Origin of the sequence: Bradyrhizobium sp. HKCCYLRH1034, from assembly GCF_051168375.1 — a bacterium.
Classification (GTDB): Bacteria; Pseudomonadota; Alphaproteobacteria; order Rhizobiales; family Xanthobacteraceae; genus Bradyrhizobium.
Genome location: NZ_JBNPUW010000006.1, coordinates 214,548 through 231,444 on the forward strand (window position 1 = coordinate 214,548; position 16,897 = coordinate 231,444).

The window sequence follows — 16,897 nt, forward strand, 5'->3', positions numbered from 1 at the left end:
CGTCTGCCGTGCAGAGCCTATTTCAGCTCGCCGCTCATGACCTCGCCGAACAACTGCCAGCGCTCGCCCTTGAACTGCATCAGCTGCAGCTGCTCGATCGGCTGGAAGTCGTCCGGACCGGTGGTCAGCGTGATGCCGGGCAACAGCCCGCCCTGCGCAAACTGCTTCAGGCCTGCCGCCTGCTTCATGACATTGGCGCGGGTCAGTTCGTCGCCGCATCGCTTCAGCACCTCGACCATTGTGGTGGCGATGTTGTAACCGGTCAGCGCCGACGAATCCACGGGGTTGATTTCCGGCAGATATTTGGCGAGCAGCTCCCTGAACGCGCCAAGACCGGGGTCGTTGGCCCATTGCGGGTCGGAGGCATCCTTGGCATAGGCGGCCGAGATCACCCCTTGCGAGTTCTCGACGCCGGCCGGCCGCATCACCGCCGCGGTCGAGGCGCTGACGTTCGAGATGATGGTGAGCGGCTTCCAGTTCATCTCGCCGAGCTTCTTGATCGCCTGTGCGCCGGATTTCGGTGTGGTGAACAGCACGACGATGTCCGGATTGGCCGACTTCATCTTGACGATGTGCGACTCCACCGTGGGTTCGGCGATTTCGTAGCTCTCCTCCAGCACCACGCGGGACGTGTCGCCAAGGCCATCCTTGAGACCCTTCAGATAGTCCTTGCCCATGTCGTCGTTCTGGTAGAGCACTGCGATCTTGCCGGTCGGCTGCTGCGCGGTGAGATATTTGGCATAGATGCGGGCTTCCGACTGATAGCTCGGCAGCCATCCCATGGTCCACGGATTGGTCTTGGGCTCGTTCCACTTGGTGGCGCCGGTGGCGACGAACAGCTGCGGCACCTTCTTGGCGTTCATGTATTTCTGGATCGCCGTGTTGGGCGCAGTCCCGAGCACACCGAACAGGAAGAGCACCTCGTCGCTCTCCACCAGTTTGCGCGCCTGCTCGACGGTCTTTGGCGGCGAATAGGCGTCGTCGTAGGAGATGAAATTGATCTTGCGACCGTTGATGCCGCCCTCGTCGTTGACCTTCTTGAACACTGCCGACATCGCCTTGCCGACCGAGCCATAGGCCGAGGCCGGGCCGCTATAGGGCACGATGTTGCCGATCCTGATCTCGGTGTCGCTGGCTCCGGTGTCGTATTTCTTGTCGGCATGGGCGCTGCCGGCAGCGGCGCCAACCAAGGCGAGACCGAGCATGCTGGAGAGCGTGCGGCGGGTGAGGGCAGTGGTCACGTGGGGACTCCTTCTCGGCCTTGGAGCTTGGCCTTGTTGTTGGATCCGCCCGCAAGGCGGGCGACTCGTTTCACTCCGGACGAGTCCCCATAGCGCAGCCGCGCGCTCGGCGTAACCGCCGCCGCTGCATGACCGCCTCTCTTTCAACTCCTAGCTTAAGAAATTCTTGGCAAAGACAGCAAAGATGCTTGGAGAGAGCGCCGCCTGCGGCGCGAGGCCGCAGGCGGCGGTTTCAACTGCGTCTCGTCGTTAGCCGCCGACGTCGGCGGAGATCACGTCGCCGAACAGCTCCCACTTCTCGCCCTTGAAGCGCATCAGTTGCAGCTGGCTGACGGGTGCGAAGTCGGTCGCCGAGGTGTTGATCGTGATGCCAGGCAGCAGCATCTCGGTGCGGAAGTTGCGCAGCGATGCGGCCTGCTTCATGACGTTCTCGCGAGTGAGGTCGTCGCCGCATTGCTTCAGCACCTGCACCAGCGTCTGGGCCACGCTGTAGCCGACGACGGTGCCGCCATCGAGTTTGTCGCCCTCGGGGAAATCCTTTGCCATGAAGTCGAGGAACTGTTTCATCCCGGCGTCATCCTTCCATTGCGGATCGGAGACGTCCTTGAGATAGGCCGCCGAGATGATGTCCTGCGAATTCTCATAGCCAGCCGGCTTCAGGACGCTGCCGACGGAGGCGGAGACGTTGTTGAGGATATGCAGCGTCTTCCAGTCGATCTCCTTGACCTTCTTGATTGCCTGCGCCGCAAATTTCGGCGTGGTGATGTTCACGAATACGTCGGCGCCGGTGGACTTGAGTTTGACAATGTGATTGTCGATCGAGGGTTCGGCGGTCTCGTAGCTCTCCTCCATCACGATCATTGAGGCGGCCTTGGCGCCAAGCCCGTCCTTCAGCCCTTTCAGATAGTCCTTGCCGTAATCATCGTTCTGATACAGCACCGCGATCTTGGCGTCCGGCTTTTCCTTCAGCAGATATTTTGCGTAGATTCGGGATTCGCTCTGGTAGTTGGGCTGCCAGCCCATGGTCCAGGGGAAATCCTTCGGGTCGTTCCACTTGGTGGCGCCGGTGGCGACGAACAGCTGCGGGACCTTCTTCGAGTTCATGTATTTGTGGATTGCCGAGTTCGGCGGCGTGCCCAGCGAATTGAAGATGAACAGCACCTCATCGCTCTCGACCAGCTTGCGTGCCTGTTCGACCGTCTTTGGCGGCGAATAGGCGTCGTCATAAGAGATGAAGTTGATCTTGCGGCCGTTGATGCCTCCCTCGGCGTTGATCTTCTTGAAGTAGGCCGCTTCCGTCTTTCCGATGATGCCGTAGGCCGAGGCCGGCCCGCTATAGGGCATGATGTTGCCGATCTTGATCTCGGTGTCGGAGGCGCCGGTGTCGTACTTCTTGTTGGCGGCGATCGCGGAACTCGAGGCGAGGACGATGGCGGCAGCCGAGGCAAGGGCGGCCCGTCGCGTGATCATCATGGTGCGTTTCTCCCGTGTTGGTTCTGGATGACGTGCCGTGGCCTCCTTGACGGAAGCTCTCGTGTGTCGGGGGACTATAGCAGAGCCGCCGCGGCGTGGTTGCGACATCACGGCACGGTCCGTGTTTTATCGGTCCGCGTCCGCGCAACATCTGCGCAGTTGCGAGAAGTGCGCACAATTTGGGCGGGTGATTGCTCTGCGAGAACAGCCTGAGATCAGCTAAACGGTGTCTGTCCACCGTTCATGGCATCGTCGGTGCGACCTACGAAAAAGCCCTCCGCGCGGATGGCGCGGAGGGCGAGGTTGAGATCGGCACCGCTCTCGGCGGCGATGCTCGATTGCACGATTACTCGATGGCGCCGCTGATCGCCTCGCCGAACAGCTCCCACTTCTCGCCTTTGAACCGCATCATCTGCAATTGCTCGATGGGCGCGAAGTCGGTCGCCGAGGTGTTGATCTTGACGCCCGGCAGCAAGGTGTCGGGCGCGAAGTCCTTCAGGCTGGCGGCCTGCTTCATCACATTGGCGCGGGTGAGGTCGTCGCCGCACATCTGCAGCACCTTCACGAGCGTCTGTGCGGCGCCGTAGCCATAGACGGTCGAGCTGTCGAGCTTGTTGGCGTCGGGATAATACTGCGCGAGGAAGTCGAAGAACTTCTTCATGCCGGGATCATCGTTCCACTGCGGATCCGCAGCGTCCTTGGCATAGGCGGCCGAAAGAATCCCTTGCGAGTTCTCGAAGCCGGCCGGCTTGATCACGCTGCCGACCGAGGCCGAGACGTTGACGACCAGATGCGTCGGATGCCAATCGATCTCGGCAAGTTTCTTGATCGCCTGCGCCGCGAACTTGGGCGTCGTGACGCTGAAGAAGACGTCGGCGCCGGAGGCCTTCAGCTTGACGATGTGGCCGTCGATCGAGGGTTCGGAGGTCTCGTAGCTCTCTTCCATGACGATCATGGACGCGGCCTTGTCGCCGAGGCCATCCTTGAGGCCCTTCAGATAATCCTTGCCGAAATCGTCGTTCTGGAACAGCACGCCGACCTTGGCGCCGGGCTTGTCCTTGAGCAGGTACTTCGCATAGATGCGGCCCTCGCTCTGGTAGCTCGGCTGCCAGCCCATGGTCCAGGGGAAGTTCTTCGGGTCGTTCCACTTGGTTGCGCCGGTGGCGACGAACAGTTGCGGGATCTTCTTGCCGTTGAGATATTTCTGGATCGCCGAGTTCGAGGGCGTGCCGAGCGGGTTGAAGACGAACAGGACCTCGTCGCTTTCGACCAGCTTGCGCACCTGCTCGACCGCCTTGGGCGGCGAATAGGCGTCGTCATAGCTGACGAAGTTGATCTTTCGGCCGTTGATGCCGCCCTCGGCGTTGATCTTCTTGAAATACGCCTCCTCGGTCTTTCCGATCACGCCGTAGGCGGACGCCGGCCCGCTATAGGGCATGATGTTGCCGATCTTGATCTCGGTATCCGACGCGCCGGCGTCGTATTTCTTCTGGGCGAGTGCTGCGCCCGAGGTGAGGGCGATGACCGCCGTCGCGATCGCGGCGATTCGTAGTTGTTGAACGACCTGCAAGAGTTCCTCCTTAGTTCTTTCTGAGTTTGCCGAGCAGCTGCTGCGCCACCATCGCCACCTGCCGCGAGCCGTGCGGCACGAGGAAGATGACGAGGAACAGCAGCACGCCGAACACCGCGCCGGACAGGCCCTTCGAAATGCCTTCGGCGATGTTGGGAACGAAGATGATGAAGGCCGCGCCGACGAACGATCCGGGCAGCCAGCCGACGCCGCCGACGACCATGCCGAGGAACAGCGAGATCGCGAGAACGATCGTGTAGCTGTCGGGTGCCACGAACTGCACGGCGATGGCGCCGAGGCCGCCGGCGACGCCGGTGATGCCGGCGCTGACGCCGAACGCCAGCGTCTTGTAGGTCGCGACGTCGATGCCCATGGCGGACGCTGCGATCTCGTTGTCGCGGATCGCCATGAAAGCCCGCCCCGAACGCGAGCGTAATAGGTTCACCGAGAACACGTAGATCGCGATCGTGATCGCCAGCGTGAAGTAGTACAGCCACATGTCCTGCGACATCGGCAGGCCGAACGGCGCGTCCGGCTTGGTGACGACGAGGCCCTGCACGCCGCCGGTCCATTCCTCGAAGAAGCCGAGCTTGAGGATCTGCGGCATCGCGGTGGCGAGCGCGAAGGTGGCGAGCGCGAGATACACGCCCGAGAGCCGCAGCGCCGGTTGGCCGAACAGGAAGCCGAAGCCGAAGCAGATGACGCCGGCGACCGGCAGGGTCAGCGCGTAGTTGACATTGTACTGCTCCATCAGGATCGCCGACGTATAGGCGCCGACCGCATAGAACGCGCTCTGCCCGAGAGAGAACTGTCCGGAGCCGCCGGTCAGGATGTTCAACGCCAGCACGGCGAGTCCGTAGATCAGGAGCATCGTCATCTGGAAGATGATGAAGTTCTTGACGAACAGCGGAACCACGAGAAGCAGAAGCACGACGACGAAGGTGGTGCCGGAACTCAAGGTCATGGCCCGCTTCGGAACGGCATCGACCGCGGGCGCCTGGGATGCGATGTCCTCGACTGCGCTCATGATCAGACTCGCTTCACGATGTTGCGGCCGAACAGGCCGGCCGGTTTGATGACTAGGACGGAGATGATGAGGGCCAGTGCGATCGGCAGCTTCATCTCATTGCCCACGTGGGGAATGTAGGTGCCGGCGAGATTCTCGAAGATGCCGACCAGGAAGCCGCCGAGCACCGCACCGAAGGGGCTGGTGAGGCCCCCAAGCACGGCCGCGGCGAAACCGTAGATCAGCACGCCGCCCATCATGTTGGGCTCGAGGAACACCACCGGCGCGATCAGCATGCCGGCGATCGAGCCGATCGCGGCCGCCATGCCCCAGCCGAGCGCAATCATCCAGGAGGTGTTGATGCCGACCAGCCGCGCCGATTCCGGCAAGGCTGCGGCCGCGCGCATCGCAAGTCCGACACGGGTGTACTGGAAGAAGAAGTACAGCCCGATCAGGAGCAGCAGGGTGATGCCGATCATGCCGGCCTGATGGGTCGAGATCAGCTGGCTGCCCAGGAACGGCGAGGAGCCGAACGGCGTCGGGTACTGCTTGATGGTGAAGTCCCAGATCAGCCCGGCGCAGGAGTTGATGATCGAGAACAGCGCGATGAAGCCGGCGACCTGGGTCAGGATCGGCGCCTTGGTCAGTGGCTTGAACAGCACCCGCTCGATCACGATGCCGCCGGCGAAGGAGAAGGCCAGCGTCACCACGAAGGCGACCCAGTAGGGCAGGCCCCATTGCATCAGCTGCCAGGAGATGAATGTCGAGAACATCGCCATCTCGCCTTGCGCAAAGTTGAGATGGTCGATGGCCTGGTAGATCATCACGACGGCGAGCGCCATGCAGGCGTAGATCGCGCCCGTCGCAATGCCGGCCAGGACCTGGTTGGTGAAGAGCTCCATTGTCCCGCCTCCGTTAGTAGCCCAAATAGGATTTGCGGACGTTCTCGTCTTTCGCGATGTCCGAGGCCGCGCCCGACATGACGATGCGGCCCGTCTCGATCACATAGGCCCGATCGGCGAGCTCGAGCGCGAGCTGCGCATTCTGCTCGACCACGAGGATCGAGACCTTTTCCTCGCGGTTGATCTTGCCGAGGATGCCGAAAAGGTCGCGGACCACCAGCGGTGCCAAGCCGAACGACGGCTCGTCGAGCAGCATCAGCCTGGGTCGCAGCATCAGCGCGCGGGCCACCGCCAGCATCTGCTGCTCGCCGCCGGATAAGGTGCCGGCCTGCTGGGTGTGGCGTTCCTTCAGCTTGGGGAAGTAGGAGTACATCCGCTCGATGTCGGCGACGATGCCCGCCTTGTCGCTGCGCGTGATGGCGCCGAGCTGCAGGTTTTCTTCCACCGTCATGTTGGTGAAGGTGCCGCGGCCCTGCGGCACGTGCGCGATGCCGAAGCGCACGATGCTCTCGGTCGATTTGTTGTTGAGCGGCTTCCCCTCGAACTCGATCGCACCGGTCGAGCGCACCATGTTGCAGATGGCGCGCAGGGTGGTGGTCTTGCCGGCGCCATTGGCGCCGAGCAGGGTCGTCAGCGAACCCTCGTTGAGGGAGAAGGAGAGGCCGTGCAGGGCCTGGACCTGGCCGTAATAGGCGCGCAGGTCCTTGACGTTGAGCAGCGGCGTCATTGATCCTTGCTCCCGAGATAGGCCTTGATGACGTCGGGATCGGCCTGCACCTGGGCGGGCGTGCCCTCGGCGAGCTTGCGGCCGAAATTCAGCGCCACGACGTGGTCGGCGATCGACATCACCAGTCCCATGTGATGCTCGACCAGCAGCACGGTCACCTTGCGGTCGTCGCGAATGCGCCGGATCAGATCGCCCAGCACATGGACTTCCTCATGATTGAGCCCGCCGGCGGGCTCGTCGAGCAGCAGGATCTTGGGATCGGCGGCGAGCGCGCGCGCCAGCTCGACGCGCTTCTGGGTGCCGAACGGCAGCCCGGACACGGTCTTGTGCGCGACCTCCTCGAGGTCGAGATAGGCGAGAATTTCGTGAACCTTGGTGTTGACGGAATTCTCGCTGCGCCGGACCCAGGCCAGACGCAGCGAATCCGAGATGATGTCGCTGGAGGTGCGCGCATGGGTGCCGACGCGGACGTTGTCGAGCACGGAGAGATTGGGAAACAGCGCGACATTCTGGAAGGTGCGGCCGATGCCGATCTCGGCAATGCGGTGCGGCGGCCGCTTCAGGATGCTGTGGCCTTCCATCAGGATGTCGCCGGAACTCGGCTGGTAGAGCCGGCTGAGGCAGTTGAACAGGGTGGTCTTGCCGGCGCCGTTCGGGCCGATGAGGCCGAGGATCTGACCCTCGCGCATCTCGAACGAGACGCCGTTCAGCGCCACGATGCCGCCGAACACGACGCTGACGTCGCGGACGACGAGCAGCGGATCGTTGGTCTGGGCGAGTTGTGCCTGCGTCATCTCGTCTCGCCCCTCCCCAAATCGTTCAGGTCAGGACGCGGCGCCAGCCGACCGCGATGATGCAGGCTATCTGATACCCTCGGCAACACGGGCAACTTTTCCTCCTGGCTTCGGCTTTTTATTGAGTTCTTTGTTTGATGGGCTGCTTGTTTGATTAGTTGACGGCGCGAGGCCGCCGAGCGCCGCTTCGATGTTCCTTACCATCGCGACGAGACGAGGTCCAATGTCGGTGCGCAAGCGCTCTTCCGTGAAGCGGAATGCCGGTGCTCCGCAATTCACGGCGTAGGGACCGGTTCCGTCGTTCAGCCGCAACGCGACGCCGACCGCATGAACGTCGTCCTGCCATTCGCCGGCGGAGATCGTGAAGCCATATTTCGCGACGGTCTCGCCGGCGCGCTCGATGCCGTCGCGGATCTTCGGCCAACGGCTGCCGTAATGCTCGCGCATCTCCCGCATCAGCGCGGCGCGGTCCTCGTCCGGCAGCGCCCAGATGTAGGCGCGGCCCATCGCGGTCGTTGCAATCGGAATGCGCGAGCCGACGTCGAGTTGAACGTTGATGACGCCGTGACGGCTCTGGCCGAAATAGATCATGCTCAGCCGGTCGCGGCCGCCGATGGCGACCGCGCCGCCGGTCTCGCGCATCAGCTGCTCGCGGAACGGCTCGGAAAGATGGCGGATGCCCAGATTGGCGAGCGCGGCGTAGCCCAGCGCCAGCGCCGCTGGGGCCAGCTGGTATTTCTCGAAGCGCGGCACCGGGGTGAGATAGCCGAGCTTGGTGAGCGTGTAAGTGAGGCGCGAGACCGTCGCCTTCGGCAGGTTGGTGCGCGCGGCGATTTCCTGATTGCCCAGCAGGCCGTCATTCGGCCGGAACGCCCGCAGCACGTCGAGGCCGCGCGCCAGCGCGACGACGAAGCTCCGATCGGTCGCGGGTTTCTTCCCTGGGCGTTTCATGTCATCGGCTGTTGATTGATGAGCCTCGTTGACAACGCTCGTGCTTCAAAATAACCCTGGATGTCAAGATGTGGAATTAGATTTCGCACTGCGGAATTGATGTTCGGCAGCGGGTAGACGCAAGCAAGGCTGATACTCTGCGCAAATGAAGAGCCAAGAATTGGCCGGTGCGTTAACCGGCCGCAAAGAAACGACATCCAAGGAGCTTACGCGTGAGCGAAGTGGCAAAGCTTGACCGTCATGACATCATCGGCATCGTCACCATCGACAGCCCGCCCGTCAATGCGCTGAGTGCCGCAGTTCGCGGAGGCATCCTGGACAACGTCAAGGCGGCGATCGCCGATCCCGCGATCAAGGCGATCGTGCTGACCTGCGGCGGCCGTACCTTCATCGCCGGGGCCGACATCACCGAGTTCGGCAAGCCGCCGAAGCCGCCGGCGCTCAACGACGTGCTGAGCACGATCGAGAACAGCCCCAAGCCGGTCATTGCGGCGATTCATGGAACGGCCCTGGGCGGTGGTCTCGAAGTGGCGCTCGCCTGTCATTATCGTGTCGCCACCAAGGAGGCGAAGCTCGGACTGCCCGAGGTGAAGCTCGGCCTGCTGCCGGGCGCGGGCGGCACCCAGCGCCTGCCGCGCGCCGTAGGCCCCGAGCTCGCAGTCAAGATGATCGTCGGCGGTGATCCGATCGGCGCAGCGGAAGCGCTGAAGGCGGGCCTGATCGAGGAGATCGTCGAGGGGCCGGCATCGGGCGGCGAAGCCTTCGCGCGCAAGGTGGTGGCGGAGAACCGTCCGCTGCGCAAATTGCGCGATGACGATTCCAAGCTGGCGGCCGCCAAGGCCGATCGCACGATCTTCACCAGTGCGGTGGCGGCGATCACCAAGAAGTCGCGTGGGCTCGAGGCGCCGTTCGCGGCGGCCGACGCGGTGGGCTACGCGATCGACCTGCCGTTCGACGAGGGCCTGAAGAAGGAGCGCGAAGGTTTCCTCAAGCTGCTTACCAGCGATCAGTCCAAGGCGCAGCGCTATGCGTTCTTCGCCGAGCGCGAGGCCGCCAAGATCGCCGGCGTGCCCGAGGGCACCAAGGGCCGCAAGGTCGAGCGCGTCGCGATCATCGGCGCCGGCACCATGGGCGGCGGCATTGCGATGTCGTTCGCCAATGCTGGCATTCCGGTCACGCTGATCGAGACCGCCGAGGAGCAGCTGAAGCGCGGCATGGGCGTCATGCAGAAGAACTGGGAGGCGACCGCCGCGCGCGGCGGCATCCCGGCGGATGCACCGGCCAAGCGCATGGCGTTGATCGACGGCAAGGTCGGTCTCGAGAACGTCAAGGACGCCGACCTCGTCATCGAGGCGGTGTTCGAGACCATGGCGGTGAAGAAGGAAGTGTTCGGCAAGCTCGATCAATATGCAAAGCCGGGCGCGGTGCTGGCCTCGAACACGTCCTATCTGAACATCGACGCCATCGCCGCAGAGACCAGCCGGCCGCAGGACGTGCTCGGCATGCATTTCTTCTCGCCGGCTAACGTCATGAAGCTGTGCGAAATCGTGCGTGCGGAGAAGACGGCGCCGGATGCGCTCGTCACCGCGGTGTCGATCGCGCGCAAGATCGCAAAGGTGCCGGCCGTGGTCGGCGTCTGCGACGGCTTCGTCGGCAATCGCATGCTGGCGCAGCGCGGCAAGCAGGCCGAGAAGCTGTTGTTCGAAGGCGCGCTGCCGCAGCAGGTCGATGCGGTCGTCACCAAGTTCGGCATGCCGATGGGCCCGTTCGCGATGGGCGATCTCGCCGGTCTCGACATCGGCTGGCGCTCGCGCAAGGACCGCGGCATCAAGAGCGAGATCGCGGATGCGCTGTGCGAGGCCGGCCGCTTCGGCCAGAAGACCGGCAAGGGCTATTACAAATATGAGGCGGGCTCGCGCGCGCCGCTGCCGGATCCCGATGTCGAGAAGCTGATCGGCGAGACGCTCGCCAAGCTCGGCCTCAAGCGGCGCGCGGTCAGCGACGAGGAGATCCTCGAGCGCATGATGTATCCGATGATCAACGAGGGCGCGAAGATCCTCGCCGAAGGCATTGCCGCGCGTCCGTCCGACATCGATGTGGTCTGGCTGTACGGCTATGGCTGGCCGATCTATCGCGGCGGCCCGATGTACTGGGCCGACAGCGTCGGCCTGAAGCACATCGCCGAGCGGCTGGCGTTCTATGCCAAGGAGACCAATGATCCCTCGCTCGAGCCGGCGCCGCTGCTGAAGCAGCTCGCGGAGGAAGGCAAGACGTTCGCCTCGTTGGCGCAGGGGAAGGCCGCTTGAGGCTTTGCCCTAGCTCCGTGCACAGCTGCGCCCCCCTCCCCCTTGCGGGGAGGGGTTGGGGGTGGGGGTCCACAACGGCAGTCTCGCCCGGAGCCACCCCCCTCCCTGGCCCTCCCCCACAAGGGGGGAGGGAACGGGAAGAGCGGGGCCGCCTTACGGCAAGAAACACAGAGTCCGCATGACCCATCCTGGCGAACAGTTCTATCCCGAAGGCGTCCGCTGGGACGCGCCGATCGCGCGTGGCACCTTGCCAGATCTGCTGGCAAGGGCGGTCAGTGACTTCGGCGATCGCGACGCGCTGGAATTCCGCGACCGCCCCGTCACCTTCAAGCAACTCGCGGCGCTCGTCGACCAGGCTGCCGCCGCGTTCCTGCGAGCCGGTTTTGGCAAGGGCGCGTCGATCGCGCTGTTCCTCGGCAATACGCCGGATCATCCGATCAACTTCTTCGGCGCGCTCAAGGCCGGCGCCCGCGTCGTGCACCTGTCGCCGCTCGATGGCGAGATCGCGCTGTCGCACAAGCTCAGCGATTCCGGCGCACGCATTCTCGTCACCTCGAACCTGTCGGCGCTGCTGCCGACGGCGCTGAAGTTCCTCGAGAAGGGCCTGCTCGACCGCCTGATCGTCTGCGAGGATGATCATTGGGGCAAGGTCGGTACGTCACAGACGCCGTTGCCGGATAGCTCCGCCGTGACCACCCATCGTGCCTTCGTCGAGGGCGCCGTGGCGCCGGCAGCGTGGCCGGCCATCTCGCCCGACGACATCGCCCTGCTGCAATATACCGGCGGCACCACCGGCCTGCCCAAGGGCGCGATGCTGACCCATGGCAATCTCACCTCGGCAGTGTCGATCGCCGAAATCTGGGGCCGCGCGACGCGCGCGAACGGCAACGGCTCCGACCGAGTCATCTGCGTGCTGCCGCTGTTCCACATCTATGCACTGACGGTGGTGCTGCTGACCTCGCTGCGTCTCGGCAGCCTGATCTCGCTGCACCAGCGCTTCGACTTGGAAGCCGTGATGCGCGACATCGAGGTCAAGCGCGCGACCTATTTTCCCGGCGTGCCGACGATGTGGATCGCGATCGCCAACCTGCCCGATCTCGACACGCGCGATCTGTCGTCGCTGACCAGCGTTGGCTCCGGTGGCGCGCCGCTGCCAGTCGAGGTCGCGCGCATCCTGGAGCGCCGCGTCGGCATGAAGCTGAAGAGCGGCTGGGGCATGACCGAGACCTGCTCGCCCGGCACCGCCCATCCCAAGGGTGGCCCGGACAAGCCCGGCTCGATCGGGATCACGCTGCCCGGCATCGAGATGGACGTCGTGTCGCTCGAGGATCCCGCAAAGGTGCTCGGCGTGAACGAGGTCGGCGAGATCCGGATCAAGGGGCCGAACGTCACCAAGGGCTATTGGAACCGGCCGGACGAAACGGCGCAGTCGTTCGTCGGCGATCATTTCCTGACCGGCGACATCGGCTATGTCGACGCCGACGGTTTCTACTTCCTGGTCGATCGCAAGAAGGACATGATCATCTCCGGCGGCTTCAACGTCTATCCGCAGATGATCGAGCAGGCGATCTACACCCATCCGGCGGTGCAGGAGGTTATCGTGATCGGCATTCCCGACGCCTATCGCGGCGAGGCGGCCAAGGCCTTCATCAAGCTGCGCGACGGCTTCGCGCCGTTCCCGGTCGAGGATCTCCGCGCCTTCCTCACCGGCAAGCTCGGCAAGCACGAGCTGCCGGCGGCGGTCGAGTTCGTCGACGAACTGCCGCGCACGCCGGTCGGCAAGCTGTCGCGTCACGAACTGCGCCAGCAGCAATCACCCACGTCTCACAGCAAACATCCGTAACAACAACAGGAGGTCGCCCATGACCGATGCCGTCATCGTTTCCACCGCCCGCACGCCGATCGGCAAGGCCTATCGCGGCGCGCTCAACGCCACCGGCGGCGCGACGCTGCTCGGCCACGCCATCGGCGAGGCCGTCAAGCGCGCCAAGGTCGATCCGGCCGAGGTCGAGGATGTCGTGATGGGCGCAGCCCTGCAGCAGGGCTCGACCGGCGGCAACATCGCGCGCAAGGCGCTGCTGCGTGCCGGCCTGCCGGTGTCGGTCGGCGGCACCACCATCGACCGCCAGTGCGCCTCCGGCCTGCAGGCGATTGCGCTCGCGGCGCGCTCGGTGATCTTCGACGGCGTCGAGATCGCGGTCGGCGGTGGCGGTGAATCGATCTCGCTGGTCCAGAACGACAAGATGAACACGTTCCAGGCCACCGATCCGGCGCTGCTCGAGATCAAGGGCGACGTCTACATGCCGATGATCGACACCGCCGAGATCGTCGCCAAGCGCTACGGCATCTCCCGCGAGCGCCAGGATGAATATGCGCTGGAGAGCCAGCGCCGCACCGCTGCCGCGCAGCAGGGCGGCAAGTTCAACGATGAGCTGGCGCCGATCTCGACCAAGATGGCGGTCACCGACAAGGCCACCGGCAACGTCTCGTTCAAGGACGTCACCCTGTCGCAGGACGAAGGTCCGCGTCCCGAGACGACGGCCGAAGGCCTCGCCGGCCTCAAGGCCGTGCGCGGCGACGGCTTCTCGATCACCGCCGGCAATGCCAGCCAGCTCTCCGACGGCGCCTCTGCCTGCGTGATCATGAGCGACGCCACCGCGGCGAAGCGCGGCCTGCAGCCGCTCGGCATCTTCCGCGGCTTCGTCGCGCATGGCTGCGAGCCCGACGAGATGGGCATCGGCCCGGTGTTCGCGGTGCCGCGCCTGCTCAAGCGCCACGGGCTGACCGTCGACGACATCGGCCTGTGGGAGCTCAACGAGGCGTTCGCCGTGCAGGTGCTGTACTGCCGCGACAAGCTCGGCATCGACCCCGACAAGATCAACGTCAATGGCGGCGCCATCGCGGTCGGCCATCCCTACGGCATGTCGGGCGCGCGGCTCACGGGCCACGCGCTGATCGAAGGCCGCCGCCGCAAGGCCAAGTACGCGGTGGTGACGATGTGCGTCGGCGGCGGCATGGGCGCCGCCGGCCTGTTCGAGGTGCTGCAATAGGTCTTCGTCATTCCGGGGCGCGCGGAGCGCGAGCCCGGAATCCATACTCACGATGGTGGTTATGGATTCCGGGTTCGCCTCTTCGAGGCGCCCCGGAATGACAGCTCGATTTGTCGACGAATATATACACACGGGAGGATCCGATGGATCTTGCATTCACGAAGGAAGAGCAGGCGTTCCGCGAGGAAGTCCGGGCGTTCTTCAGGGACAACGTGCCCGCGGAGACGCGACGGAAGATGATCGAAGGCCGCCATCTGTCGAAGGACGAGATGGTGACCTGGTGGCGCATCCTCAACAAGAAGGGCTGGGGTGTCTCGCACTGGCCGGAGGAATATGGCGGCACCGGCTGGACCTCGGTGCAGCACTACATCTTCAACGAGGAGTTGCAGGCCTATCCGGCGCCGCAGCCGCTCGCCTTCGGCGTCAGCATGGTCGGCCCCGTCATCTACACTTTCGGCAACGAGGAGCAGAAGAAGAAGTATCTGCCGCGCATCGCCAATGTCGACGACTGGTGGTGCCAGGGCTTCTCCGAGCCGGGCTCGGGCTCCGACCTCGCATCGCTGAAGACCAAGGCCGAGCGCCGCGGCGACAAGTGGATCATCAACGGCCAGAAGACCTGGACCACGCTCGCGCAGCACGCCGACATGATCTTCTGCTTGTGCCGCACCGATCCGTCCGCGAAGAAGCAGATGGGCATCTCCTTCATCGTCTTCAGCATGAAGTCGAAGGGCGTCACGGTGCGTCCGATCCAGACCATCGACGGCGGCCACGAGGTCAACGAGGTGTTCTTCGACGACGTCGAGGTGCCCATCGAGAACCTGATCGGCGAGGAGAACAAGGGCTGGGACTACGCCAAGTTCCTGCTTGGCAATGAGCGCACCGGGATCGCCCGTGTCGGCGTCTCCAAGGAGCGTATCCGCCGCATCAAGGAGCTCGCCGGCAAGATCGAATCCGGCGGCCGCCCGGTGCTGGAAGACCCGTCGTTCCGCGAGAAGCTCACCGCCTGCGAGGTCGAGCTGAAGGCGCTTGAGCTGACGCAACTGCGCGTCGTCGCCGACGAGGGCAAGCACGGCAAGGGCAAGCCCAATCCGGCGTCCTCGGTGCTGAAGATCAAGGGCTCCGAGATCCAGCAGACCACGACCGAGCTGCTGATGGAGGTGATCGGCCCGTTTGCCGCGCCCTACGACGTCCATGGCGACGACGACAGCAACGAAACCATGGATTGGACCGCCCAGATCGCGCCGAGCTACTTCAACAACCGCAAGGTCTCGATCTACGGCGGCTCCAACGAGATCCAGCGCAACATCATCGCCAAGGCGGTGCTGGGGCTCTGAGTTGCTGTCATTCCGGGGCGCCGCGAAGCGGCGAGCTACGACGCGCAGTTGCGCGTCGGAGAATCCATAACCACCATCGTGAGTATGGATTCCGGGCCCGCGCCTTGCGGCGCGTCCCGGAATGACGCCGATGATGAATTCCGGGTACGAGGATAGAGAGCATGGATTTTGATCTCACCGAGGAGCAGCGTCTCCTCAAGGACAGCATCGACGGCCTGCTGGCGGATGCCTACGATTTCGACAAGCGCAAGCTGTACATGAAGGAGAAGGGCGGCTGGAGCCGCGCGATGTGGTCCAAGCTCGCCGAGCAGGGCCTGCTCGGTCTGCCGTTCTCGGAAGACGACGGCGGCTTCGGCGCCGGCGGCGTCGAGACCATGATCGTGATGGAGGCGATGGGTCGCGCGCTGGTGCTCGAGCCGTATCTCGCAACCGTGGTGCTGGCCGGCGGTTTCCTCCGTCATGGCGGCTCGGCGGCGCAGAAGGCCGCGCATCTGCCTGGGATCATCGACGGCAGCAGGACGTTTGCGTTTGCCCAGCTCGAGAAGCAGTCGCGCTATGACCTGTTCGACGTTGCGACGTCTGCGAAGAAGAAGGGCGATGGCTGGGTCATCGACGGCGAAAAGTTCGTCGTGCTCAACGGCGAGAACGCCGACACCTTGATCGTGACCGCGCGCACCTCGGGCGGCCAGCGCGACAAGTCGGGCATCGGCGTGTTCATCGTGCCGGCCGACGCCAAGGGTGTCACCCGCAAGGGCTATCCGACCCAGGACGGTCTGCATGCCGCCGACATCACCTTCACCGGTGTGGAAGTCGGCGCCGACGCCGCGATCGGCGATCCGGTCAATGCCCTGCCGCTGATCGAGCGCGTTGTCGACGAGGCCCGCATCGCGCTGTGCGCGGAGGCCGTCGGCCTGATGGACGAGTCGCTGAAGACCACGGTCGAGTACATCAAGACGCGCAAGCAGTTCGGCGTCGCGATCGGCTCGTTCCAGTCGCTGCAGCACCGGGCGTCCGACATGTTCGTCGCGCTGGAGCAGGCCCGCTCGATGTCGATGTTCGCGACCATGGCCGCCGAGTTCGACGACGCCAAGGAGCGCGCCACCTCGATCGCCGCGGCCAAGGTGCAGATCGGCAAGTCGGCTAAGTTCGTCGGCCAGCAGGCGATCCAGCTCCATGGCGGCATCGGCATGACCATGGAGGCCAAGATCGGCCACTACTTCAAGCGTCTGACGATGATCGAGAGCACCTTCGGCGACACCGACTACCACATGCGCCGCGTCAGCGAGGCGGGCGGGTTGATCTAGAAAGCTTTGTCGTTGCCGGGCTTGACCCGGCAACCCATCGCTTTCTGAAGATGGATGCGCGGGCCTTCGCCGCGCCGAAGGGGCTTCGGCCCCGCAGGCGGGTCAAGCCCGCGCATGACGGATTTGAGAGGGCTACGCTGCCGGTGTCGACCGGCTCGGGAGTGATTTGATCAATCGAGCCGTCATTGCGAGCGAAGCGAAGCAATCCAGGGCGGTATGCTTGATCTGGATTGCGTCGT

General features: G+C 64.3%; 14 protein-coding genes. 5 read left to right on the top strand and 9 right to left on the bottom strand.

Annotated elements, in window-relative coordinates; genetic code table 11:
* Window positions 1–17: 17 nt before the first annotated feature.
* From ACQR0W_RS16440 to ACQR0W_RS16480, 9 genes are all read right to left on the bottom strand, one after another.
* The gene (locus ACQR0W_RS16440) at window positions 18–1,241 is read right to left on the bottom strand and encodes an ABC transporter substrate-binding protein (RefSeq protein ID WP_316186651.1); all 1,224 of its coding nucleotides are present in this window, start codon (window positions 1,239–1,241) and stop codon (window positions 18–20) included.
* Window positions 1,242–1,490: 249 nt separating this feature from the next.
* Entirely contained in the window at window positions 1,491–2,714 is a 1,224-nt protein-coding gene (locus tag ACQR0W_RS16445) for an ABC transporter substrate-binding protein (protein ID WP_316169545.1), read from the bottom strand.
* Between the two features lie 215 nt (window positions 2,715–2,929).
* Window positions 2,930–3,058 (bottom strand): hypothetical protein, encoded by a 129-nt coding sequence (locus ACQR0W_RS16450; RefSeq protein ID WP_315713770.1) that lies wholly within the window; start codon window positions 3,056–3,058, stop codon window positions 2,930–2,932.
* A 2-nt stretch (window positions 3,059–3,060) separates the two neighbouring features.
* Window positions 3,061–4,284 carry an ABC transporter substrate-binding protein gene (locus ACQR0W_RS16455; RefSeq protein ID WP_315713771.1) on the bottom strand — a complete coding sequence of 408 codons (1,224 nt, stop codon included), beginning with the start codon at window positions 4,282–4,284 and terminating at the stop codon, window positions 3,061–3,063.
* A gap of 10 nt (window positions 4,285–4,294) precedes the next feature.
* A complete protein-coding gene (locus ACQR0W_RS16460) occupies window positions 4,295–5,311 on the bottom strand; it encodes a branched-chain amino acid ABC transporter permease (RefSeq protein WP_315713772.1) in 1,017 nt (338 codons plus the stop codon).
* 2 nt (window positions 5,312–5,313) lie between these two features.
* Window positions 5,314–6,192, bottom strand: a complete 879-nt coding sequence (locus ACQR0W_RS16465; protein ID WP_315713773.1) for a branched-chain amino acid ABC transporter permease — start codon at window positions 6,190–6,192, stop codon at window positions 5,314–5,316.
* Between the two features lie 13 nt (window positions 6,193–6,205).
* Window positions 6,206–6,919, bottom strand: coding sequence for an ABC transporter ATP-binding protein (locus tag ACQR0W_RS16470; protein ID WP_315713774.1), 714 nt, complete (start codon window positions 6,917–6,919; stop codon window positions 6,206–6,208).
* Window positions 6,916–7,713 (bottom strand): ABC transporter ATP-binding protein, encoded by a 798-nt coding sequence (locus tag ACQR0W_RS16475; protein ID WP_315713775.1) that lies wholly within the window; start codon window positions 7,711–7,713, stop codon window positions 6,916–6,918. Before ACQR0W_RS16475 ends, ACQR0W_RS16470 begins: the two co-directional genes overlap by 4 nt.
* A 66-nt stretch (window positions 7,714–7,779) precedes the next feature.
* The gene (locus tag ACQR0W_RS16480) at window positions 7,780–8,664 is read right to left on the bottom strand and encodes an IclR family transcriptional regulator (RefSeq protein ID WP_315713776.1); all 885 of its coding nucleotides are present in this window, start codon (window positions 8,662–8,664) and stop codon (window positions 7,780–7,782) included.
* Window positions 8,665–8,876: 212 nt separating this feature from the next.
* Between ACQR0W_RS16480 and ACQR0W_RS16485 the strand changes: the two genes are divergently transcribed.
* The 5 genes from ACQR0W_RS16485 (at window position 8,877) to pimD (ending at window position 16,658) form a co-directional block, all read left to right on the top strand.
* Window positions 8,877–10,970 (top strand): 3-hydroxyacyl-CoA dehydrogenase NAD-binding domain-containing protein, encoded by a 2,094-nt coding sequence (locus tag ACQR0W_RS16485; protein WP_316186652.1) that lies wholly within the window; start codon window positions 8,877–8,879, stop codon window positions 10,968–10,970.
* Between the two features lie 178 nt (window positions 10,971–11,148).
* Complete coding sequence (pimA, locus tag ACQR0W_RS16490; RefSeq protein ID WP_316186653.1) at window positions 11,149–12,813, top strand: dicarboxylate--CoA ligase PimA; 1,665 nt, start codon at window positions 11,149–11,151, stop codon at window positions 12,811–12,813.
* A gap of 19 nt (window positions 12,814–12,832) precedes the next feature.
* A complete protein-coding gene (locus ACQR0W_RS16495) occupies window positions 12,833–14,020 on the top strand; it encodes an acetyl-CoA C-acyltransferase (RefSeq protein ID WP_315825956.1) in 1,188 nt (395 codons plus the stop codon).
* 143 nt (window positions 14,021–14,163) lie between these two features.
* Window positions 14,164–15,354 carry a pimeloyl-CoA dehydrogenase large subunit gene (gene pimC / locus ACQR0W_RS16500; protein WP_316186654.1) on the top strand — a complete coding sequence of 397 codons (1,191 nt, stop codon included), beginning with the start codon at window positions 14,164–14,166 and terminating at the stop codon, window positions 15,352–15,354.
* A gap of 161 nt (window positions 15,355–15,515) precedes the next feature.
* The gene (gene pimD / locus ACQR0W_RS16505; protein WP_315713781.1) at window positions 15,516–16,658 is read left to right on the top strand and encodes a pimeloyl-CoA dehydrogenase small subunit; all 1,143 of its coding nucleotides are present in this window, start codon (window positions 15,516–15,518) and stop codon (window positions 16,656–16,658) included.
* Window positions 16,659–16,897 lie beyond the last annotated feature (239 nt).